A 21,062-nucleotide genomic window follows, 5' to 3' on the forward strand; every position below is an offset into this window, starting at 1 on the left:
AAATCCGAGGTTGTTACGAACTAGATCATCACGCAAAAGTGATGCATGAACGAGTTAGCGAGAGAAAACTTCTGATTCAGGGAAGAAAAACTCAATTTCACGAGCGGCAGACTCAGGGCTATCTGAACCATGAACTGAATTGTGACGCATGCTGAGTGCGTAATCAGCACGCAAAGTGCCACATGCCGCGTCCTCTGGGTTGGTTTTACCCATTAGCTCGCGGTAACGTGCAATCGCATTTTCGCCTTCCAATACCTGAACCATAATAGGACCAGATGTCATGAACTCTTTTAGAGGAGGGAAAAACTCTTTACCTTCATGCTCTGCATAAAAGCCGCTTGCCTGATCTTCTGTCAGGTGAACCATTTTGGCAGCGATGATACGTAGGCCAGCCTTTTCAATACGATTGTAGATTTCACCAATTAGGTTTCGCTCTACAGCATCAGGCTTAATGATTGAAAATGTTCTTTCTAGAGCCATAAAATTTCCTTTCTGTACTTGTAATAATAGTTGTGCTTTTAAAGTGACTTACTGGGTAAGAGCAGCACTCAAACAAGAGAGTGCTGCAATCAATCTTATTTTCCAGCTTGCTCATTGAGGAAACGAGCAAGTGTACGAACACCCATACCCGTTGCTCCCGCAGCCCATTTATCAGAAGCGGCTTTACGATACGTACCCGCACAGTCGAAATGTAACCAGCCTTTTTTGTAGTCCTCAACGAAGTAAGACAAGAATGCAGCTGCAGTACTTGCACCCGGAGAATAATCACCAGAGCTGATATTCGATAAATCGGCAAAATTAGATGGCAGCATTTCTCGATGGAAATCAGCAAGTGGTAGCGGCCACAAGCCTTCTTTTTCCTGGTTTGCCGCCGTAAGCGCTTGATGCGATAGCTCATCATCAAAGCTCATTAGCGCATGGTAATCGTTACCTAACGCATTCTTCGCTGCGCCTGTTAGCGTCGCGCAGTCAATGATTAACTCAGGCTTTTGCTCACTGGCGTAGATAAGACCGTCTGCAAGCACCAAGCGACCTTCCGCGTCGGTATTCATAATCTCAACGGTTTTGCCGTTTTTGTAAGTGATGATGTCGCCAAGCTTAAGGGCACGGCCAGAAACCATGTTCTCAGCACAACACAAGATCAGTTTTACGCGCTTGTTTAAACCGCGCAAGATAGCTAATCCTAGGCCACCAGTGATAGTACCCGAGCCACCCATATCTGCTTTCATTGCACTCATGAAGGTAGAAGGCTTCAAGCTGTAACCACCGGAATCAAAGGTGATGCCTTTACCCACAAGACATGCGAATACAGGTGCGTTTTCGTCACCAGTTGGGTTGTAGTCTAACTGAAGCATCGCAGAAGTACGCTCAGAACCACGGCCTACTGCGTAAATACCTTCCCAACCTTCTGCCAACAAGTCTTTGTCTTTGACGATACGTGCTGTCACCGTGCCTTTCGGCGCAACAGATTTGATGAATTCAGCAGCCATTGTCGCTAGCTGACGAGGAGCAACTTCTTCTGCCGTTTTGTTGATAATATCGCGGGTAAAATCAGTCGAAGTAATACGAGCTTGAAGCTCTGCTTGATCTTCATCAGACAATGCTGCCCACTCAACTGAGCCATGTTTTTTAGGGTTACGGAACCCTTGGTGGAAAGCCCATACGCTCTCTAGATCCCAGTTATCACCAGAAAGAAAAATAGAACGAATTCCTTGGCCATCTAGCTGACGAGCTGCACGTTGAATTGCGCCGAGATCATGACCTTCACCTAAGTGAATAGTTGCGCCGTTTTCAGCGAATGAAAGCAGTGCTTTTTCACCCCAATGTGGTGCTGCCGACTCTTGACTTAAAAATACAGACATCTGTGTAGACATGGTTTCTCCTTGTCTTATAGCAGCGTTGCCTACGCTGCTTCTTTTTAATAACTCACGGATGTTAGCATTATGTAGGGCAAAAATGTCAATTGGATAAAAAAACGGACCTAAAGGTCCGCTTTTTTTAGTAAGAATTGTTAACTAGGCTGTGTTTTACAGACTTAGTCCGCTTCGTCCATCCAGCACATGATAACGGCTTCTAGAATCTTTTCATTAGAACGGTTTGGCTCATCGTCAAACTCATCTAACTCCATGATCCATTGATGAAGATCGGTAAAACGCACTGTTTTTGGATCGACATCTGGAAACTTGTCACAAAGTTCAATCGCGATATCGCGAGAATCTGTCCATTTCATTGCTCATCTTCCTTTTGCTTCTTCCCTATATTGGGGAGATAGTTTTAGTGATCTTCTGAAGCGTGGTTGAGTGTGTATTTAGGAATTTCTACTACCAAGTCTTCATCAGCAATTCTCGCCTGACACCCTAGGCGTGACTCAGGCTCTAGACCCCACGCTTTATCTAGCATGTCGTCTTCTAGTTCTTCACTTTCTTCGAGTGAATCAAAACCTTCACGGATGATTACGTGGCAGGTAGTACACGCACATGACTTCTCACACGCATGTTCAATACCGATACCGTTTTTTAGCGCTACGTCTAGAACGGTGTCACCAGAGTTTGCTTCCAACACTGCACCTTCTGGGCACAAATCGTCGTGTGGTAATACAATAATCTTAGGCATAACTACTTATCTCTTATATATCGTCTACTGATTGACCTGACAACGCAGCTCGAATCGATTTATCCATACGGCGTGATGCGAAATCTTGGCTCGCTTTATCGGTATCTTTAATGCCTTGCTCTATCGCATCTGCATCATCACCATTACGCAGCTCAATCAAGGCTTCGATGGCTTTAATCAAGTTTTGTTTCTCTTGTTCTGATAGTAAGTCATCACCATCAGCTTGCATCGCTGCAATCAAACCTTCTATCACTCGGTCGGCTTCAACACGCTGCTCAGCTAAGGCACGAGCTTGCATGTCTTCTTTTGCGTGCGTCATTGAATCACGCAACATATCCGCCACTTCATTGTCACTTAAGCCGTAAGAAGGTTTTACTTGAATCTCTGATTGAACACCAGTGCTCTTCTCCATTGCCGTAACAGAAAGAAGGCCATCTGCGTCAACTTGGTAAGTCACGCGAATATGTGCCGCACCCGCTGCCATCGGAGGAATACCTTTTAACGAGAAGCGAGCAAGTGAACGACAGTCATCAACCATTTCACGTTCACCTTGTACCACATGAACACTCATCGCCGTTTGGCCATCTTTGAATGTGGTAAATTCTTGCGCACGCGCAACGGGAATCGTAGTGTTGCGGGGGATGATCTTCTCGACCAAACCACCCATGGTTTCAATACCGAGCGACAGTGGAATCACATCAAGAAGCAACATTTCAGAGTCAGGTTTGTTACCCGCTAGGATATCAGCTTGAATACCCGCACCGATTGCAACAACTTCATCTGGGTTAATGCTTGTCAGAGGTGTGCGACCAAAAAACTCGCCTACCATTTCACGAACCAACAATGTACGGGTTGAGCCGCCAACCATGACGACCTCGAGTACTTCATCTGCGTCGACATCCGCATCTTTTAATGCGCGACGACAAGACATCAGTGTTTTCTTCACTAGCGGACGAATCAGATCTTCGAACTGCTCGCGAGTCACGGTGCCTTTCCAGCCAAAAACGTCAACGTCAACACTGTCTTGCTCAGAGAAAGCAATCTTAGCTTCAGTAGCAATGTTCAACAGTATACGGTTCTTTTCTGCAGAAAGCGGCGCTTCTAGACCCGCTTGCTCCATTAAATAATCGGCAAATAGATGGTCGAAGTCGTCACCGCCTAATGCAGAATCGCCACCTGTTGCTAATACTTCAAATACGCCTTTCGATAAACGTAGGATAGAGATATCAAAAGTACCGCCACCTAGATCGTAAACCGCAATCACACCTTCTTGACCAGAGTCTAGGCCATAAGCAATTGCCGCAGCGGTTGGTTCGTTAAGTAGACGGAGAACATGAAGACCAGCTAATTTCGCCGCATCTTTTGTACCTGCACGTTGCGCGTCATCAAAGTAAGCAGGAACGGTAATAACTACACCAGCTAACTCACCACCTAACGTATCTTCAGCTCGCTTACCCAATACTTTTAGGATGTCCGCAGATACTTCAATCGGGTTTTTGTCACCTTGAGGTGTTTGCAGAATTGGCAGGCCGTTTTCACTCTCTTTAAAACGATAAGGAAGTGAAGAGTAACGGGACTGAATGTCCTTTAATGAACGACCGATCAAACGTTTTACAGAGATAATCGTGTTCTCTGGTTCAAACTCTGCTTTGGCTTTGGCTTCGTGGCCGACCGTTAACGTTTCCTCAGCGTAATTAACGACTGAAGGTAAAATAGTACGGCCCTGCTCGTCCGCAAGTGGAGTTGCATCGCCGCTACGTACAGAAGCAACCAAAGAGTTGGTAGTACCTAAGTCGATACCCGCTGCTAACTTATGCTCATGAGGTGCCGAGCTTTGGCCCGGTTCTGCGATTTGAAGTAGTGCCATGATAGGTCCTTGTCACGCTTACTAGCCGAGGAGTTTGTCTTCGACTAGCTCAATTTCGTTCTTTAGTTTGGCAATGAATTTTAGCTTACGAACTCGGTCTGCGGCTTCAGTCCATAGACCATCATCAAGCTCTTGCTCGACGCTTGCCAGATGCTGTTTGTACATTTTGCTGACCTTAGAGTCGAAGTCAAAAAGCGCCGATTCAGGATCGGACTTGTCAGCAATCTCTTCCAGTTCTTCGCGCAGTTCCATTTGCTCCATTAAGAACATCGGATCTTGCATTGTTTGCTGTTCACCTCGGATCTCAACACCTTGCTCTGCGAGGATATACTCGGCGCGAGAAATAGGATTTTTCAGAACTTGATAGGCATCGTTGATTTGCGCCGCCTTTTGCACCGCCATCAAACGGTCACGTTCTGAGCCCGTTGCAAAGTTATCCGGGTGGAAGCGTTTTTGTAGTTCTCGGAACTGAGAAGAAAGAAGGCTACCATCCAGCTTAAACTGACTTGGTAGCCCAAATAATTCAAAGTGATTCATTAAGTTCGGGTCCTAGTAAAGCCTTCCGGACTCGTTTGCCCAGAAGGACAATCAATTAGACGTTGAAGCTTTCACCACAACCACATTCACTTTTCGCGTTAGGGTTGTTGAATTCAAAACCTTCATTCAACCCTTCTTTCACGTAATCCAATTCAGTACCATCTAGGTACACTAAGCTCTTTTGATCGATGATAATTTTCACTCCAGAGAGTTCAAATACTTCGTCTTCTTCATTGAGCTCATCAACAAACTCAAGTACGTATGCCATGCCGGAACAGCCAGTCGTCTTCACTCCAAGACGTAAACCGATACCTTTGCCTCGGTTATCTAGGAATGCTCTTACGCGACTTGCCGCTGATTCTGTCATTGTGATGGCCATACTGCACCTTAGTCTGTCTAAATTTCGATTGGAATGGGAGCGTCAAAGCTCCCATTATATTACGGAATAATTATTCTTGGTGTTTTTTCTTGTAGTCAGCAACCGCTGCTTTGATTGCATCTTCAGCAAGAATAGAACAGTGAACTTTCACTGGTGGAAGCTCTAGCTCTTCAGCAATCTCAGAGTTTTTAATTGCTGCCGCTTCATCAACTGACTTACCTTTTACCCACTCAGTTACTAGTGAGCTTGATGCGATTGCACTACCACAACCGTATGTTTTGAACTTCGCATCTTCGATGATACCTTCAGGTGTCACTTTGATTTGAAGCTTCATTACGTCACCACACGCAGGAGCGCCAACCATGCCGCTACCTACTGATGGATCTTCTTTATCGAATGAACCAACGTTACGTGGGTTCTCGTAGTGATCAATTACTTTTTCGCTGTATGCCATGATAAATTACCTCGAATCCTCTATTTCAATCCCTGAGATTAATGGTGAGCCCATTCAACAGTGCTCAAATCAATCCCTTCTTTGTACATATCCCATAGAGGAGACATGTCGCGTAGCTTAGTCACTGCAACGCGGATTTGTTCAATTGCGTAATCAATTTCTTCTTCAGTCGTGAAACGACCAAACGAGAAACGAACCGAGCTGTGAGCCAATTCGTCATCCATGCCTAGGGCACGAAGAACGTAAGAAGGCTCAAGGCTTGCAGACGTACAAGCACTACCAGAAGATACCGCTAGATCTTTAAGCGACATTAGTAGTGATTCACCTTCTACGAATGCGAAACTGATGTTTAGGTTGTGTGGTACACGCTGCTCAAAGTCACCGTTTACCGTCACTGCTTCTAAGTCTTTCACGCCATCAAAAAGACGGTTACGAAGCGCTAAAGCATGATCGTAATCTTTTTGCATGTCTTCTTTTGCAATGCGGAATGCTTCACCCATGCCTACGATTTGGTGAGTAGGTAGTGTACCAGAGCGGAAACCACGCTCATGACCGCCACCGTGCATTTGCGCTTCAAGACGAATACGAGGCTTACGACGTACGTAAAGTGCACCGATACCTTTAGGACCGTAAACTTTGTGAGCAGAAAGTGAAATTAGATCAACTTTCATCTCTTGAACGTCGATTGGTAATTTACCTGCAGATTGCGCAGCGTCCACGTGGAAAACAATTTTACGCTCACGGCACAGTTCGCCGATCGCTGTAATGTCTTGAACCACACCAATCTCGTTGTTTACATGCATAATAGACACAAGCACGGTGTCATCACGCATGGCTGCTCTAAGCTTCTCTAGATCGATCAAGCCATTTGATTCTGGCTCAAGGTAAGTCACTTCAAAGCCTTCACGCTCAAGTTGACGACATGGGTCAAGAACGGCTTTGTGCTCTGTTTTACAAGTGATTACGTGCTTGCCTTTCTTCGAGTAAAAGTGCGCTGCACCTTTAATCGCAAGGTTGTCTGATTCTGTCGCACCAGATGTAAATACGATTTCGCGAGGATCTGCATTTAGAAGGTCAGCAATTTGCTCACGAGCAGTATCGACCGCTTCTTCTGCCTGCCAGCCGTAACGGTGCGAACGTGACGCTGGGTTGCCAAATGTGCCATCCATTGTCATGTACTGAACCATTTTTTCAGCAACACGTGGATCAACTGGACATGTAGCGGAATAATCAAGATAAATCGGCAGTTTCATTCTCTACTCCAATGTAAAAAGCTGACCGCTAAGAGCGGACGTTTACACCGATGGGCGCGGCGGTTGTATTTTTGTTTGATAGCCCATGGGTTACCGCCAGATCAATGTCCTGACGATCAGAAATTTCGAGTACTTCATTGTCTGTCATCAACTCACCAAGAGTGATGTTATTCAAAAAGTCACTAATGCGAGAGCTTAGGTCACGCCACAGCGTGTGAGTAAGGCAACGTGTTCCACCTTGGCAATCTCCTTTACCTTGGCATTTGGTTGCATCTACTGACTCATCAACGGCAGCAATCACGGTACCAATAGCGATACTGTGAGCGTCGGCACCAAGTCGGTAACCACCACCAGGACCACGAACGCTGGCAACGAGACCTGCTTTACGCAATTTTGAAAATAGCTGCTCTAAGTAAGAGAGCGAGATCCCTTGACGCTCTGAAATATCAGCCAGAGGTACAGGGTTTTGTTGCGAATGCAGTGCCACATCCAGCATGGCTGTCACCGCATATCTTCCTTTAGATGTAAGTTTCATACCACACCGTATCCACATGGTTTGTAATGGTTAAGATTTTTCCATACCTGAGTAATTTGGTCAAGTATTTATTTGACCATTTTACTCAGGTATTCATCCTTACACCTAAAGTGGTTATTATTTACTCAGAACTTCTTTTCTATCGAAGTCAAAACGCCTCGTAGAATATTAAGTTCTTGGGTTTCTGGTCGAGCACGAGAGAACAAACGGCGCAACTTATTCATCACCTGTCCAGGTTGCTCTTTGTTAATAAACTGGGTCTCAACCATCACCTTTTCAAGATGCTCGAAGAACATTTCGAGTTCTCGATGACGCGGGTATTCTTCCGATTCATTTGGGGAAAACTGGCTTTGCTCTAAGTTCAAGTGTGCAACTCGCACTTCGTAACTGAGAGTTTGTACAGCCATAGCTAGGTTAAGCGAGCTGTACTCAGGATTAGCGGGAATACAAACATGGTAGTGGCACTTTTGTAGCTCTTCGTTTGTCAAACCAGTTCTTTCTCGGCCAAACACGAGCGCAACCGGATGCTTTCGGCCTTCAACTGCAAATTTCTCACCGCATTCACGTGGCTCGAGCATTGGCCATTCTAATGTACGAGAGCGGGCGCTAGAACCCACAACAAGGCCACAATCTTCAACCGCTTCTTCTAATGTGCCGACAATCTTTGCATTTTGAGCAATATCACCAGCACCCGCAGCTAAAGCAAGAGTTTGTTCATCCACTTCACATTGTGGATCGACTAATACTAGTTGGTTTAAACCCATCACTTTCATTGCTCGAGCTGCTGAGCCAATATTGCCTGAATGAGAGGTACCTACGAGTACAATTTTTACTTGATCCAACATCTGTGTTTGCTACCTAAATTAAAACCGCAGAATGTTATCATAGTTTTTTAAGACACCCTAGAGGCAAGCAGACCTCTCTTCTCATTCTTGGTTATTGTTCTCGTCCGCAGTATGCTCTGTACACTCAACCAGCCGCATTTAGAACAAAAAATAACCACTTCCCTTTTTAATTATCTCTGGTATACTCGCCGCCGCTTTCATTTGTTCTTTAACATCCGTTGGGAAATTCGTATGCATCCAATGCTAAACATTGCTATTCGCGCTGCGCGAAAGGCAGGCAATCATATTGCTAAATCATTAGAAAACACTGATAAAGTAGAATCTACTCTTAAAGGCACTAATGACTTTGTCACTAACGTAGACAAAGAAGCAGAATACATCATCATCGATACTATCAAGCAGTCTTACCCTGAGCACTGTATCGTTGCTGAAGAACAAGGTCTTATCGAAGGTAAAGATAAAGACGTACAATGGATCATCGACCCACTGGATGGCACCACTAACTTTGTAAAAGGTTACCCAACTTTCGCGGTTTCTATCGCTGTTCGTATTAAGGGCAAAACTGAAGTTGCTTGTGTTTACGATCCAATGCAAAACGAGCTATTCACTGCACAACGCGGTGCCGGCGCTCAACTAAACAGTGCACGTATTCGTGTTGCTCAACTAAAAGACCTTCAAGGCACTGTTCTAGCAACAGGCTTCCCATTCAAGCAGAAACAACACGCTGAGTCTTACATCAAGATCGTTGGTGCGCTATTCACTGAGTGTGCTGATTTCCGTCGTAGCGGCTCTGCTGCTCTAGACCTTTGTTACGTGGCTGCTGGCCGTGTTGATGGTTACTTCGAGCTAGGCCTAAAACCTTGGGATATGGCAGCAGGTGAGCTTATTGCTCGTGAAGCTGGCGCAATCCTAACAGACTTTGCTGGCGGCACTGACTACATGAAGTCTGGTAACATCGTTGCTTCAAGCGCTCGTGGCGTAAAATCTATCCTTAAGCACATTCGCGAAAACGGTAACAGCGCGATCCTTAAGTAATATTTGAAAGTCATATATAGCCCGTCACGCTGATGACTTTAGAAAGCCCCGCTCATTGAGCAGGGCTTTTTTGTATCTACTGCTTCGTATCGACTTAGCTGTAGCTGAAGGCTCTTCATACAGAGAGGCTCTACAAGCTCACGACTCTATTCAGATACAAAAAAACCGCTGATTGCTCAGCGGTTTTTGTTTTCGGTTCTCAATCTGCCTTATGGCATTTCGTCGAACTCTGCACCTTCTTTTTCTACTTGAGGTGGCATCAAGTGCTCTTTCTGGATACCCAGTTTTAGAGCCAGTGCTGATGCTACGTAGATAGAAGAGTAAGTACCTACAGTGATACCGAGTAAAAGTGCGGTTGCAAAGCCGTGAATCATAGCACCACCCTGCATGAACAGTGCAATTACCACGAACAACGTCGTACCAGATGTAATCAATGTACGGCTCAACGTTTGAGTGATTGAGGCGTCCATAATGTCTGAAGGTTCGCCCTTACGCATCTTACGGAAGTTTTCACGAATCCGGTCAAATACAACGATGGTATCGTTGAGTGAGTAGCCCACAACCGTCAGTAGCGCAGCTACGATGGTCAGGTCAACTTCAATTTGTAGAAACGAGAAGACACCTAGCGTGATAATAATATCGTGAGCCAATGCCATTACCGCACCAGCCGCTAGACGCCATTCAAATCGCATCGATACATAAAGCAGGATACAGATCAGCGATACCAAGATCGCTAGACCACCAGCTTCTGTTAGCTCATCACCAACGTTGGGACCTACGAACTCAATACGACGCATTTCTACGCTTTCGCCAGTACCATCTTTGATAGCACCAATGATTTGGTTACCTAGCGTTTCACCAGAAACGTCATCACGTGGACGAAGACGAACCATGACTTCACGAGCACTACCGAAGTTTTGTACTGTCGCATCGCCAAAGCCTTTTGAATCTAGTGCTGCACGAATCTCTTCAAGGTTTGCTGGCTGTTCAAAACCTACCTCGATAAGCGTACCGCCAGTGAAATCTAGACCCCAATTAAGCCACTTGGTTGACAAAGTGAAGATAGAAGCAGCAATCATTATAATTGAAAAAACGAATGCTACTTTCGACCAACGCATAAAGCCGATCGTCTTCTCTGCTTTTAGAATTTGAAACATATTAATTCCCAGCCTTAGATCGACAATTTATCAACGCGTTTGCCACCGTAGATCAGGTTCACGATACAACGTGTACCAATAATGGCGGTGAACATTGAAGTTAAGATACCGATAGATAGAGTAACTGCGAAACCTTTCACCGCACCTGTACCGACCGCAAATAGAATGATTGCAGTAATTAGTGTTGTGATGTTCGCATCAGCAATCGTGCTGAATGCATTCGCATAACCTTGGTGAATCGCTTGTTGTGGACTACGTCCATCACGAATTTCTTCACGGATACGCTCGAAGATCAGTACGTTCGCATCAACCGCCATACCGACTGTTAACACGATACCGGCTATCCCCGGAAGCGTCATGGTAGCGCCTGGAATCATCGACATAACACCAATGATAAGCACCAAGTTTGCCATTAGAGCGATGTTTGCAATCAAACCAAAGCCGCGGTAGTAAAGCAGCGTAAATAGCATTACGGCAACCATACCCCAGATACATGCTTGGATACCCATATCGATGTTTTGCTGGCCCATTGATGGACCAATGGTACGTTCTTCAACGATAGAGATAGGTGCAATCAGTGCACCAGCACGTAGTAAAAGTGCTAGGTTGTGTGCTTCTGCAGCAGAGTCGATACCTGTGATACGGAAGTTACGACCAAGAGCCGATTGAATCGTTGCTTGGTTGATGACTTCTTCATGCTTATCCAGAATAACTTTGCCTTCAGGCGTACGACGGCCACTGTCTTTGTATTCTGCAAACACGGTAGCCATTAGCTTACCAATGTTCTTCTTAGAGAACGCAGACATCTTATTACCACCTTCGCTGTCTAGCGAGATGTTAACTTGTGGACGACCATATTCATCAACACTTGAGCTTGCATCTGTGATGCTTTGACCGCCAAGAATAACGCGCTTCTTAAGCACAACTGGGCGACCATCACGGTCCATCTTGATTTCACTACCTGCTGGCGCACGACCATTTGCCGCTGCCGATAGGTCAGCTTTATCATCAACTTCACGGAATTCAAGCGTTGCCGTAGCTCCGAGAATTTCTTTTGCACGAGCAGTGTCTTGAACACCAGGCAGTTCAACCACAATGCGACTAGCACCTTGACGTTGAACCAATGGTTCCGCAACACCTAGTTCGTTGACACGATTACGTAAAATCGTAATGTTTTGCTCAACAGCATAGTTACGGATCTCTTGTAAACGTTGCTCAGTAAAGGTTGCAGTAAGAGCGTAACGGCCATTTGAATCAGAATCGACAAAAATCATGTCCGGGTGATTCTTTTCTAGCGTTGCTTTCGCTTCTGCTAATTGCTCTTCGTTACGCAACAACACTTCTACCGCTTCTTTTCCAGAAGGGCGGATTGCACGGTAACGAATCTTGGCGTCACGAAGTTCGCTACGGAAAGCTTCTTCTTGTTGACCAACAAGCTTTTCCATCGCTGCATCCATATCCACTTCCATTAAGAAGTGAACACCACCGCGAAGATCAAGACCTAGCTTCAATGGTGACGCGCCAATCGCTTCTAGCCAATCGGGTGTAGAAGGTGCAAGGTTAAGTGCAACAATTGTGTCTTTGCCTAGCGCTTCGCTGATGACATCACGAGCACTGATTTGTGTGTCAGTGTCGTTAAAACGAACAAGAATTGATCCATCTTCGAGAGCAATGGATTTATGAGAAAGTTGCTCTTTGTTAAGAGCAGTAGTGACAGCATCCAGCGTTGACATATCTACAGAGGCGCCACGCGCCCCTGTAACTTGAATAGCCGGATCTTCACCGTAGATATTTGGAAGTGCGTATAACGCAGCGGTGATGATGGCAAAAAGCACCATCAAGTACTTCCATAATGGATAACGGTTTAGCACAGCGAGGATCCTTTAGCTGTTTTATAGAGACTTAAGCGTACCTTTTGGTAGCACTGCAGTGATGAAGTCTTTCTTGATTACTACTTCATTGTTCGCGTTAAGCTCAATTGAAATGTAGTCATTGTCTTCAGCAATCTTAGTGATTTTACCCACTAGGCCACCGCTAGTTAAAACTTCGTCGCCTTTGCCCATAGAAGCCATTAGGTTTTTGTGTTCTTTTACGCGTTTCGCTTGTGGGCGATAAATCATGAAGTAAAAGATCACTGCGAACATGCCAAGCATGATTAGCATTTCAAAACCACCGCCTGCTGGCGCGCCTTCTGCTGCTGCGTGAGCCTGAGAAATAAACATTAAAACATCCTCATTATATTTTATTGATAATCAAACAAATTGGGCTTTCGCATTTTAGATTCAAGTCTGAGAGTAACTAATAGAGATCGCTCTCTCAAAAATAACGTGCGTTAGCCTACTTTATTAGCAAAAGCCTCTGGCGACATGCCAAAGGCTTTAATTCTTTTAGTTTTTCAATTACTGCTCTTTTGCTAGTGGTGGCACTTCACGGCCACGACGCTCATAGAACTCAGTAACAAATTCATCGAAGCGATCTTCATCAATTGCTTTACGAATGCTTTCCATCAGACGTTGGTAGTAACGCAGGTTATGGATTGTATTCAAGCGAGCGCCTAAGATTTCATTACAACGCTCTAAATGGTGAAGGTACGACTTGCTGTAGTTTTGACAAGTGTAACAGTCACAATGCGGATCCAATGGTGTTGTATCCGTTTTATGTTTCGCATTACGGATCTTGATCACACCACCAGTCACAAATAAGTGACCATTACGTGCGTTACGCGTTGGCATTACACAATCAAACATGTCGATACCACGACGAACACCTTCAACCAAGTCTTCTGGCTTACCTACGCCCATCAAGTAGCGAGGTTTGTCTTCAGGAAGTTGAGGACAAGTATGCTCAAGAATACGGTGCATGTCTTCTTTAGGCTCACCTACTGCCAAACCACCAACCGCGTAACCGTCAAAACCGATTTCCGTTAGACCTTTTACCGACACATCACGTAAATCTTCGTAAACACCACCTTGGACAATACCAAATAGGTTGTTCGGGTTTTCTAGCTTCTCGAAGTGGTCACGTGAACGCTGTGCCCAGCGTAATGACATTTCCATCGATTTCTTCGCTTCATCGTGTGTCGCTGGGTAAGGCGTACACTCGTCAAAAATCATAACGATGTCAGAGCCCAGGTCTTTTTGAATTTCCATCGACTTTTCTGCGTCCATGAAAATCTTGTCACCGTTTACTGGGTTACGAAAGTGAACACCTTCTTCAGTGATCGTACGCATCTTACCAAGGCTGAATACTTGAAAGCCGCCTGAATCAGTAAGAATAGGACCGTGCCAGTTCATAAAATCGTGCAGGTCACCGTGCATTTTCATCACTTCTTGACCAGGACGTAGCCACAGGTGGAACGTATTACCTAGCAGAATTTCTGCACCAGTACCTTTTACTTCTTCTGGTGTCATACCTTTAACGGTACCGTAAGTACCTACTGGCATGAACGCAGGAGTTTGAACAGTGCCGCGTTCGAAAGTCAGTTGACCACGACGTGCATTGCCGTTTTTCTTCTTAAGATCGAATTTTAATTTCACGATGCCTCCGGGTGTCAGAGAAACAGTCTGACTGAGTGTTTAGGGCTCTACCCTACTTTAAGGAGCGGTCGCTTTTCCTTGCGAGAGACAAAGCAATGGATGCTTTATTTCCTAGCTTACTGCTAGCACTCGTAAATCTATTTTTAACTACGCCGTTTTCTTCTTGATGAACATTGAATCGCCATACGAGAAGAAACGGTATTTGTTTTCCACCGCATGTTTGTAAGCATTCATGGTGTTCTCGTATCCAGCAAATGCACTCACCAACATGATCAGTGTTGATTCAGGCAAGTGGAAGTTTGTGATCAAGCAATCCACTAGCTGATATTCGTAACCAGGGAAAATAAAGATTTCAGTATCGCCAAAGAATGGGGCCAGCTCAGTCCCTTTTTGCAATGCGTCTTGCGCTGCACTTTCAAGTGAACGCACAGATGTGGTACCAACAGCAATAATTCGTCCGCCACGCGCTTTCGTCGCTTTAATTGCGTCGACGACTTCTTGTGGTACTTCTACGTACTCGGCATGCATGTGGTGATCGTTGATATTTTCCACTTTTACCGGCTGGAATGTACCCGCCCCAACGTGCAAAGTAACGTAAGCAAACTCTGCACCTTTCGCTTTGATTTTCTCCAAGAGAACATCATCAAAGTGAAGGCCCGCTGTCGGTGCCGCAACCGCACCTGGCTTTTGATTATATACCGTTTGGTAACGCTCTTTATCTGCATCTTCGTCTGGACGGTCGATGTAAGGAGGAAGCGGCATATGGCCGATTTCTTCCAGAATTTCTAGTACCGTCTTATTTGAACTAAATTTCAGTTCAAATAAAGCATCATGGCGTGCCACCATTTCTGCTGAATATTCATCATTCTCGCCAACAATAATGGTTGTACCTGGTTTTGGTGACTTAGAGCAGCGAACGTGCGCGAGGATGCTTTTCTCATCCAACATGCGCTCCACTAGCACTTCTAATTTACCGCCCGATTCCTTGCGGCCAAAAAGACGAGCAGGAATAACACGAGTATTATTAAACACCACTAAGTCACTGGGTTGAACTTGGCCCAATACATCAGTAAATGTGCCATCAATGAGCTCTCCGGTATTGCCGTCCATTTGCAGCAGTCGGCTAGCGGTACGCTCTGGTTGAGGGTAGCGAGCGATGAGTTCATCTGGAAGGTCGAAATGGAAATCTGATACTTGCATGTTACTTGTCTTATCTATTGGTCAAATCACGTCTAGGCGACGATAAAATTGCGACGAGTTTTTCGCAGCAGACTAGTATATGTTTACATGCTGCAATAGCAAGCAAATCACCAGAATATAGCAGTAAAAGCCATGGTGAAGAGTGTAATAAAACGTGAAAAGCCTCGATTACTTAGCACTATTTTTAATTTGAGCCCAAAAGAGAGAACATAAAAAAGTAAAGCAGCGTATACCGCTGCTTATTAGTTTGGCATTCCAATCGCCCTATCAAACCTCACGCTTTCGCCACAAGAATAACGGCACGAATAAACCCAATAACCAAAACCCTAGACTGCCACCTTCATCATCTGAGCCTTTGAAATCACAGTTATTGGTCGCAATGCCATCGTGACACTCTTTATTGTCACCACTTTCATTGTTAGCACTTTTGATAAAATTCGGCGCAATGATGTAACGACTTGGTGGCGCATCGGCAGTGATGTAAGACTGTACCCAGTCGTAATAGTGGCTCACCTTGGTGTAGAAACTTGGGATCGTCAAAGAGCCACACGTTGGTAGAATAAGGGGGCCGCCACTAACAATACCAATTTGTTTGCCGGTCGCCACATCGACCAACGGGCCACCACTGTCACCTTTACATGCAGAGTTGCCATATTGAGTATGGCTATCTGGCTCCAATACATGGTTTTGTGTTGGTAGCGTACAAATTTTGGTTTGGTTGTCTCTTGAATCAATGATCCCCGGAAAACTGCTGCCAATTTCTAAACGCTCATAACATTTGTCGATGGGTAAAAATGTGCTAATGGTGGTTTTGAGCGTATTAGAAGGTTCAGAAGCATCCGGCTGAGTAGCCCCCCATCCAAACACTTGCACATTTTCGACACGTTGATTGGTCAGGTAATTATCGTTCCAATCCGCCGCCAAACGTGCTTCGATACTCTCCATGTCAACTTTACTCGCTAGGTCAGCAAAGCTCGCGTTTGCCACTGGGCGCGTGAGATACAGCAACGCGATGTCTGAATCTAAACCGGTTTGGATAGGTTTCACGTTGCCATTACTGTCGGTCTCAGCTTTTGAAATCCGGGTGTAATCCGGATGAACCACAACGTGAGACACCGGATAAAAGTTATCAAGCCCTGCAGAATTAAGTTCATACACATTCGCATTCACCGACAGCTCACCCGGCGGGGTCACATAGTAGGTTGCTTCATTGGTTCCTTGTCCCATCACCACACAGTGCGCCGCAGTCAGTACCCATTGCTCTGTCAGCATCGTTCCACCACACAGCGGAAACTCTGCCATATTACTTGCTCGCAAAGTAACGCGGTCAACAGGATCGGTTTGTTCATCTCCTAACACAATCGCCTGTGTTGATGGCACACTGAATGCCGCCACTGCCAGCGCAATAAGTTTGTTACACGTTGTTCGTTTCATCTAGGTTGCTGTCTTCAATTTGGTAAGCCTGGACGTATCTTCTTCGAGAGAAGAATCTTGGAAAATCCAGCGAATAAAAATGTGCGATTCAATTCATTGGATTACCTTGGGGACACATTCAATATCAACTAAAAATGCCAACTGACTCGCACACAAACCGACTTATTCAAATTAATAAAAACACCAATAAAACACAGATTACGCAGCCCATCAGCATTGTGCTATTTAATTGATGAAAAACGAGTTAGCTCCCAGATATACAGAAAAATATTCTCTATATTTAAGAGAAGGACAATGCCGCTGGAGGTCTCTATGATCAAGGTTGAAGACATGATGACTCGTAATCCTCATACATTACTGCGCACGCACACCTTGCGTGATGCAAAAAGCATGATGGATGCGCTTGATATTCGACACATTCCGGTTGTTGATGCCAATAACCACTTACAAGGCTTGGTGACTCAACGCGACATTCTTGCTGCTCAAGAATCGAGCTTGCACCCAGATGAGGCTGAACAATCTTTTACTTTAGACACACCGCTCTACGAAATGATGCACACCAACATCATGACGGCAGAGCCTATCGCGGGGCTCAAAGAGAGCGCTATCTATATGCAAAAGCATAAAGTTGGCTGTCTACCTGTTGTCACCAAAGGTCGATTGGTCGGCATTATTACTGATAGTGACTTCGTGACGATTGCGATTAACTTATTGGAACTGCAAGAAGAAGTGGAACCTGAAGAAATCGAGCAGGAAGAGTAGTACGCAAGCGTATTCTCTTTGTTGTAAGTTTCGTTTTTACACCGGTTAAACGAAAAAAAGAGCGGCAGGGTTGCCGCTCAAAATGCCATTACTGACGCTGATTAAGGAAGTGTTTCTCTGCCAATTAGAATTGGTCTTCTTCGGTCGAACCTGTCAATGCTGTCACTGAAGAGTTACCACCTTGGATAGTATTGGTCATTCTATCGAAGTAACCTGTACCTACTTCTTGTTGGTGCGCAACAAACGTATAGCCTTTTTCAGCTGCTTGGAATTCAGGACGCTGAACTTTCTCAACATAATGACGCATACCTTCACCTTGAGCGTAAGCGTGCGCCAGTTCAAACATGTTGAACCACATGTTGTGAATGCCTGCTAGCGTGATGAATTGGTACTTGTAGCCCATGTCTGCAAGCTCTTGTTGGAACTTAGCAATAGTTTCTGCATCTAGGTTTTTCTCCCAGTTGAATGAAGGCGAGCAGTTGTACGCCAACAATTGATCTGGGTATTCAGCGTGAATTGCTTCTGCAAACTTACGTGCTTCTTCCAAACATGGCGTAGCCGTTTCACACCAAATCAAGTCTGCATATGGTGCGTAAGCCAGGCCGCGAGAGATAGCTTGGTCGATACCCGCGCGAACGCGGTAGAAACCTTCTTGAGTACGCTCACCTTCGATGAAGTCTTTATCATATGGGTCGCAATCTGAAGTAATGAGATCCGCCGCATTCGCATCAGTACGAGCAATAACTAATGTTGTTGTACCCGCTACGTCAGCAGCCAAACGAGCTGCAACGAGCTTTTGTACCGCTTCTTGCGTAGGAACTAATACCTTACCACCCATATGGCCACACTTTTTCACCGATGCTAACTGGTCTTCAAAGTGAACGCCCGCGGCACCGGCTTCGATCATCGATTTCATTAGTTCGTAAGCGTTAAGCACACCACCAAAGCCCGCTTCAGCATCCGCTACGATAGGTAGGAAGTAATCAATTCCACCTTCATCTTCAGGCGTCTTACCAGCAGCCCACTGAATTTGGTCTGCACGACGGAATGAGTTGTTGATGCGTTTTACTACTGACGGTACAGAATCTACTGGGTAAAGAGATTGGTCTGGATACATCGTCGAGGCGGTGTTGTTATCCGCCGCTACCTGCCAGCCTGACAAGTAAATCGCTTCAATACCTGCTTTAGCTTGTTGAACCGCTTGACCACCCGTTAGCGCACCAAGACAGTTTACGTAACCTTTTTTCGCACTACCGTTGACCAGTGACCAAAGTTTGTCTGCACCACGTTGTGCAATTGTGTTTGCAGGCACCATAGAGCCACGCAGTTCCACCACTTCCTCGGCAGTGTAAGTACGCTTCACATTTTTCCAGCGTGGGTTAGTTGCCCAGTCTTTTTCCAGAGCTTCAATTTGTTGGCGGCGAGTTAAGTTAGTCATTGGTCTATCCCTCTTTATAATTTGCACTTTATGCGTGTGCGTTGAGTTTCCGTTCTCAGGCAGTACTTCCCTATCTGCCTTGAAAATCCTTCACGTTATTGGTGTTACAGTTATTCTTTATTAATCCAGGTAGTCATAACCAGGAACTGTCAAAAAGTTGGTCAGTTCATCGCTCGTCGTCAGCCTTGCCATTAAGTCTGCTGCTTCTTCAAATCGACCCGCATGGTAGCGCTGCTCGCCAATTTCTTGCTTCACGACTTCAATCTCCTCTTTGAGATAGAGCTCGAACAGCTCTTTAGTGACCTTTAATCCGTTGTCTAGCGACTTGCCGTGTTGAATCCATTGCCAGATAGAGGCGCGTGAGATTTCTGCCGTTGCTGCGTCTTCCATCAGTCCGTAAATCGGCACACAACCATTGCCAGAAATCCAAGCTTCGATGTATTGCAGCGCAACGCGAATATTGTGGCGCATTCCGCCTTCAGTGCGCTCGCCTTCACAAGGCTCAAGCAGTTCAGCGGCTGTAATAGGCGCATCCTCTGCACGGCTCACATCCAACTGGTTGGTGCGTTCACCCAGCACAGCACTAAAGACTTCCATAGCAGTGTCAGCCAAACCTGGATGAGCCACCCAAGTACCGTCGTGGCCGTTGTTAGCTTCTAACGATTTGTCAGTCTGGATCTTGTCTAATACTTTTTGATTCTCTTTCGGGTCTTTAGCTGGGATAAATGCGGCCATTCCTCCCATCGCGAAAGCACCTCGTTTATGGCAAGTACGTACCAATAATCGCGAGTAAGCGTTTAAGAATGGCTTGTCCATCGTTACCACTTGGCGATCTGGCAGTACTCGGTCTGAGTGTTTTTTCAATGTTTTGATATAGCTAAAGATGTAATCCCAGCGACCACAGTTCAAACCAACGATGTGTTCTTTAAGCGAGAACAGAATCTCGTCCATTTCGAATACCGCTGGTAAGGTTTCAATCAGCACAGTCGCTTTGATGGTGCCTGTATCCAAACCGAAGTAGTCTTCCGTGAAATGGAACACTTCGCTCCACCACTTCGCTTCGTGATGCGATTGCAGTTTTGGAAGGTAGAAATAAGGGCCACTGCCTTTTTGAAGTAACGCTTTGTAGTTGTTATAGAAATACAGAGCGAAATCGAATAGCGCACCTGGAATGATCTGACCGTGCCACGTAACGTGTTTTTCTTTTAAATGAAGGCCGCGAACACGGCAGATCAACACCGCTGGGTCATCTTCCAGCTGATAATGTTTGCCATTGCCAGGATTGGTGTAACTGATGGTGCCATTAACAGCATCGCGCAAGTTAATTTGACCGTCCAGCACTTTACTCCATGCAGGAGACATTGAATCTTCGAAGTCTGCCATGAACACTTTTACATTCGCATTCAGTGCGTTAATCACCATCTTGCGGTCAGTTGGTCCGGTAATCTCCACACGGCGATCTTGCAGATCTTGTGGGATTCCTAGGATCTTCCAACTTCCTTCACGGATGTCTTGTGTCTCTGGTAGAAAATCTGGTAGCTCACCAGCATCAATACGTGCTTGCTTCTCTTCTCTTGCTTCCAGCAACTGTTCAACGCGTCCGGCAAATTTTTCACACAGTAGAGATAAAAAGGTTTGGGCTTCAACAGGGAAAATTGCTTGATGTTCTGGAGCAACGACTCCATTCACCTCAAGCATGCCTTGGGTTTGCTTTAGTTGTTGTGTTTTTTGTTCTGTCTGAGCAAGCATAATCATTCATCCTTAACGTGCTTTATCAATCTTGGGCAGTCAGCGTAAAGCTACATTTGTAAGTTATGAACAACAAATTACATCCTTTAACTTTGTGTTCAACTCGTCTAGCCATGCCGATAGATTGCGTAATGCTACGTGTATTTTCAATCTAGACATAAGTCGTATCGGCCTTTAAATAAGCTATATCAACAAAGGGTTTAGTGAAACCCCCAATATAAACAAAACAGAAAATTCAAAGTTTTATCCCGCAAGGTAAAAACCATCT

Annotated in this window: 21 protein-coding genes; 2 read left to right on the plus strand and 19 right to left on the minus strand. The window is 45.3% G+C overall.

Annotated features, from left to right (window positions below; translation table 11 throughout):
* Positions 1-54: 54 nt before the first annotated feature.
* The 11 genes from ndk to trmJ form a co-directional block, all read right to left on the minus strand.
* Positions 55-480, minus strand: coding sequence for a nucleoside-diphosphate kinase (gene ndk, locus R7P72_RS16190; protein WP_005381702.1), 426 nt, complete (start codon positions 478-480; stop codon positions 55-57).
* Between the two features lie 95 nt (positions 481-575).
* Positions 576-1,874 (minus strand): aminopeptidase PepB, encoded by a 1,299-nt coding sequence (gene pepB, locus R7P72_RS16195; RefSeq protein WP_005381709.1) that lies wholly within the window; start codon positions 1,872-1,874, stop codon positions 576-578.
* 161 nt (positions 1,875-2,035) lie between these two features.
* Positions 2,036-2,230: a Fe-S cluster assembly protein IscX gene (gene iscX, locus R7P72_RS16200; RefSeq protein WP_005381711.1), complete on the minus strand. Its 195-nt coding sequence runs from the start codon at positions 2,228-2,230 to the stop codon at positions 2,036-2,038.
* A gap of 44 nt (positions 2,231-2,274) precedes the next feature.
* The gene (gene fdx / locus R7P72_RS16205; RefSeq protein ID WP_005381713.1) at positions 2,275-2,613 is read right to left on the minus strand and encodes an ISC system 2Fe-2S type ferredoxin; all 339 of its coding nucleotides are present in this window, start codon (positions 2,611-2,613) and stop codon (positions 2,275-2,277) included.
* 13 nt (positions 2,614-2,626) lie between these two features.
* Positions 2,627-4,480 carry a Fe-S protein assembly chaperone HscA gene (gene hscA, locus R7P72_RS16210; RefSeq protein WP_005381715.1) on the minus strand — a complete coding sequence of 618 codons (1,854 nt, stop codon included), beginning with the start codon at positions 4,478-4,480 and terminating at the stop codon, positions 2,627-2,629.
* Positions 4,481-4,501: 21 nt separating this feature from the next.
* Positions 4,502-5,017, minus strand: coding sequence for a co-chaperone HscB (gene hscB / locus R7P72_RS16215; RefSeq protein ID WP_005381716.1), 516 nt, complete (start codon positions 5,015-5,017; stop codon positions 4,502-4,504).
* Between the two features lie 55 nt (positions 5,018-5,072).
* A complete protein-coding gene (gene iscA / locus R7P72_RS16220; RefSeq protein WP_005381717.1) occupies positions 5,073-5,396 on the minus strand; it encodes an iron-sulfur cluster assembly protein IscA in 324 nt (107 codons plus the stop codon).
* 70 nt (positions 5,397-5,466) lie between these two features.
* A complete protein-coding gene (gene iscU / locus R7P72_RS16225) occupies positions 5,467-5,850 on the minus strand; it encodes a Fe-S cluster assembly scaffold IscU (protein WP_005381718.1) in 384 nt (127 codons plus the stop codon).
* A gap of 38 nt (positions 5,851-5,888) precedes the next feature.
* Positions 5,889-7,103, minus strand: a complete 1,215-nt coding sequence (locus R7P72_RS16230) for an IscS subfamily cysteine desulfurase (protein WP_005381719.1) — start codon at positions 7,101-7,103, stop codon at positions 5,889-5,891.
* Positions 7,104-7,131: 28 nt separating this feature from the next.
* Positions 7,132-7,638: a Fe-S cluster assembly transcriptional regulator IscR gene (gene iscR / locus R7P72_RS16235; protein ID WP_005381720.1), complete on the minus strand. Its 507-nt coding sequence runs from the start codon at positions 7,636-7,638 to the stop codon at positions 7,132-7,134.
* A gap of 125 nt (positions 7,639-7,763) precedes the next feature.
* Positions 7,764-8,483, minus strand: coding sequence for a tRNA (cytosine(32)/uridine(32)-2'-O)-methyltransferase TrmJ (trmJ, locus tag R7P72_RS16240; RefSeq protein WP_005383693.1), 720 nt, complete (start codon positions 8,481-8,483; stop codon positions 7,764-7,766).
* 231 nt (positions 8,484-8,714) lie between these two features.
* Here trmJ and suhB point away from each other — a divergent pair, with 231 nt between their 5' ends.
* Positions 8,715-9,518, plus strand: a complete 804-nt coding sequence (gene suhB, locus R7P72_RS16245) for an inositol-1-monophosphatase (RefSeq protein WP_005381722.1) — start codon at positions 8,715-8,717, stop codon at positions 9,516-9,518.
* 209 nt (positions 9,519-9,727) lie between these two features.
* Here the strand turns inward: suhB and secF are convergent, their stop codons facing one another.
* The 6 genes from secF to R7P72_RS16275 all read right to left on the minus strand — a co-directional run bounded on the left by secF (position 9,728) and on the right by R7P72_RS16275 (position 16,845).
* The gene (gene secF / locus R7P72_RS16250) at positions 9,728-10,675 is read right to left on the minus strand and encodes a protein translocase subunit SecF (protein ID WP_005383689.1); all 948 of its coding nucleotides are present in this window, start codon (positions 10,673-10,675) and stop codon (positions 9,728-9,730) included.
* Between the two features lie 14 nt (positions 10,676-10,689).
* Positions 10,690-12,546 carry a protein translocase subunit SecD gene (secD, locus tag R7P72_RS16255; protein WP_005381724.1) on the minus strand — a complete coding sequence of 619 codons (1,857 nt, stop codon included), beginning with the start codon at positions 12,544-12,546 and terminating at the stop codon, positions 10,690-10,692.
* A gap of 21 nt (positions 12,547-12,567) precedes the next feature.
* Positions 12,568-12,897: a preprotein translocase subunit YajC gene (gene yajC / locus R7P72_RS16260; protein WP_005381725.1), complete on the minus strand. Its 330-nt coding sequence runs from the start codon at positions 12,895-12,897 to the stop codon at positions 12,568-12,570.
* Positions 12,898-13,074: 177 nt separating this feature from the next.
* A complete protein-coding gene (tgt, locus tag R7P72_RS16265; RefSeq protein WP_005381727.1) occupies positions 13,075-14,211 on the minus strand; it encodes a tRNA guanosine(34) transglycosylase Tgt in 1,137 nt (378 codons plus the stop codon).
* 147 nt (positions 14,212-14,358) lie between these two features.
* The gene (queA, locus tag R7P72_RS16270; protein WP_213907327.1) at positions 14,359-15,411 is read right to left on the minus strand and encodes a tRNA preQ1(34) S-adenosylmethionine ribosyltransferase-isomerase QueA; all 1,053 of its coding nucleotides are present in this window, start codon (positions 15,409-15,411) and stop codon (positions 14,359-14,361) included.
* Between the two features lie 267 nt (positions 15,412-15,678).
* Entirely contained in the window at positions 15,679-16,845 is a 1,167-nt protein-coding gene (locus R7P72_RS16275) for a trypsin-like serine protease (RefSeq protein ID WP_042521159.1), read from the minus strand.
* 312 nt (positions 16,846-17,157) lie between these two features.
* Between R7P72_RS16275 and R7P72_RS16280 the strand changes: the two genes are divergently transcribed.
* Positions 17,158-17,607, plus strand: coding sequence for a CBS domain-containing protein (locus R7P72_RS16280; RefSeq protein WP_017820562.1), 450 nt, complete (start codon positions 17,158-17,160; stop codon positions 17,605-17,607).
* 124 nt (positions 17,608-17,731) lie between these two features.
* Here R7P72_RS16280 and aceA read toward each other — a convergent pair whose 3' ends face one another.
* Positions 17,732-19,045, minus strand: coding sequence for an isocitrate lyase (gene aceA, locus R7P72_RS16285; RefSeq protein ID WP_005381733.1), 1,314 nt, complete (start codon positions 19,043-19,045; stop codon positions 17,732-17,734).
* A 120-nt stretch (positions 19,046-19,165) separates the two neighbouring features.
* Positions 19,166-20,794 (minus strand): malate synthase A, encoded by a 1,629-nt coding sequence (gene aceB, locus R7P72_RS16290; RefSeq protein WP_017820561.1) that lies wholly within the window; start codon positions 20,792-20,794, stop codon positions 19,166-19,168.
* Positions 20,795-21,062 lie beyond the last annotated feature (268 nt).

The organism is Vibrio sp. Vb0888, assembly GCF_033338835.1.
Lineage (GTDB): Bacteria > Pseudomonadota > Gammaproteobacteria > Enterobacterales > Vibrionaceae > Vibrio > Vibrio alginolyticus.

Bases quoted from the DNA above. Each gene is read 5' to 3' on its own strand.
- ndk (WP_005381702.1), bottom strand. From the start codon at position 480: ATGGCTCTAGAAAGAACATTTTCAATCATTAAGCCTGATGCTGTAGAG.
- pepB (WP_005381709.1), bottom strand. From the start codon at position 1,874: ATGTCTACACAGATGTCTGTATTTTTAAGTCAAGAGTCGGCAGCACCA.
- iscX (WP_005381711.1), bottom strand. From the start codon at position 2,230: ATGAAATGGACAGATTCTCGCGATATCGCGATTGAACTTTGTGACAAG.
- fdx (WP_005381713.1), bottom strand. From the start codon at position 2,613: ATGCCTAAGATTATTGTATTACCACACGACGATTTGTGCCCAGAAGGT.
- hscA (WP_005381715.1), bottom strand. From the start codon at position 4,480: ATGGCACTACTTCAAATCGCAGAACCGGGCCAAAGCTCGGCACCTCAT.
- hscB (WP_005381716.1), bottom strand. From the start codon at position 5,017: ATGAATCACTTTGAATTATTTGGGCTACCAAGTCAGTTTAAGCTGGAT.
- iscA (WP_005381717.1), bottom strand. From the start codon at position 5,396: ATGGCCATCACAATGACAGAATCAGCGGCAAGTCGCGTAAGAGCATTC.
- iscU (WP_005381718.1), bottom strand. From the start codon at position 5,850: ATGGCATACAGCGAAAAAGTAATTGATCACTACGAGAACCCACGTAAC.
- R7P72_RS16230 (WP_005381719.1), bottom strand. From the start codon at position 7,103: ATGAAACTGCCGATTTATCTTGATTATTCCGCTACATGTCCAGTTGAT.
- iscR (WP_005381720.1), bottom strand. From the start codon at position 7,638: ATGAAACTTACATCTAAAGGAAGATATGCGGTGACAGCCATGCTGGAT.
- trmJ (WP_005383693.1), bottom strand. From the start codon at position 8,483: ATGTTGGATCAAGTAAAAATTGTACTCGTAGGTACCTCTCATTCAGGC.
- suhB (WP_005381722.1), top strand. From the start codon at position 8,715: ATGCATCCAATGCTAAACATTGCTATTCGCGCTGCGCGAAAGGCAGGC.
- secF (WP_005383689.1), bottom strand. From the start codon at position 10,675: ATGTTTCAAATTCTAAAAGCAGAGAAGACGATCGGCTTTATGCGTTGG.
- yajC (WP_005381725.1), bottom strand. From the start codon at position 12,897: ATGTTTATTTCTCAGGCTCACGCAGCAGCAGAAGGCGCGCCAGCAGGC.
- queA (WP_213907327.1), bottom strand. From the start codon at position 15,411: ATGCAAGTATCAGATTTCCATTTCGACCTTCCAGATGAACTCATCGCT.
- R7P72_RS16275 (WP_042521159.1), bottom strand. From the start codon at position 16,845: ATGAAACGAACAACGTGTAACAAACTTATTGCGCTGGCAGTGGCGGCA.
- R7P72_RS16280 (WP_017820562.1), top strand. From the start codon at position 17,158: ATGATCAAGGTTGAAGACATGATGACTCGTAATCCTCATACATTACTG.
- aceA (WP_005381733.1), bottom strand. From the start codon at position 19,045: ATGACTAACTTAACTCGCCGCCAACAAATTGAAGCTCTGGAAAAAGAC.
- aceB (WP_017820561.1), bottom strand. From the start codon at position 20,794: ATGCTTGCTCAGACAGAACAAAAAACACAACAACTAAAGCAAACCCAA.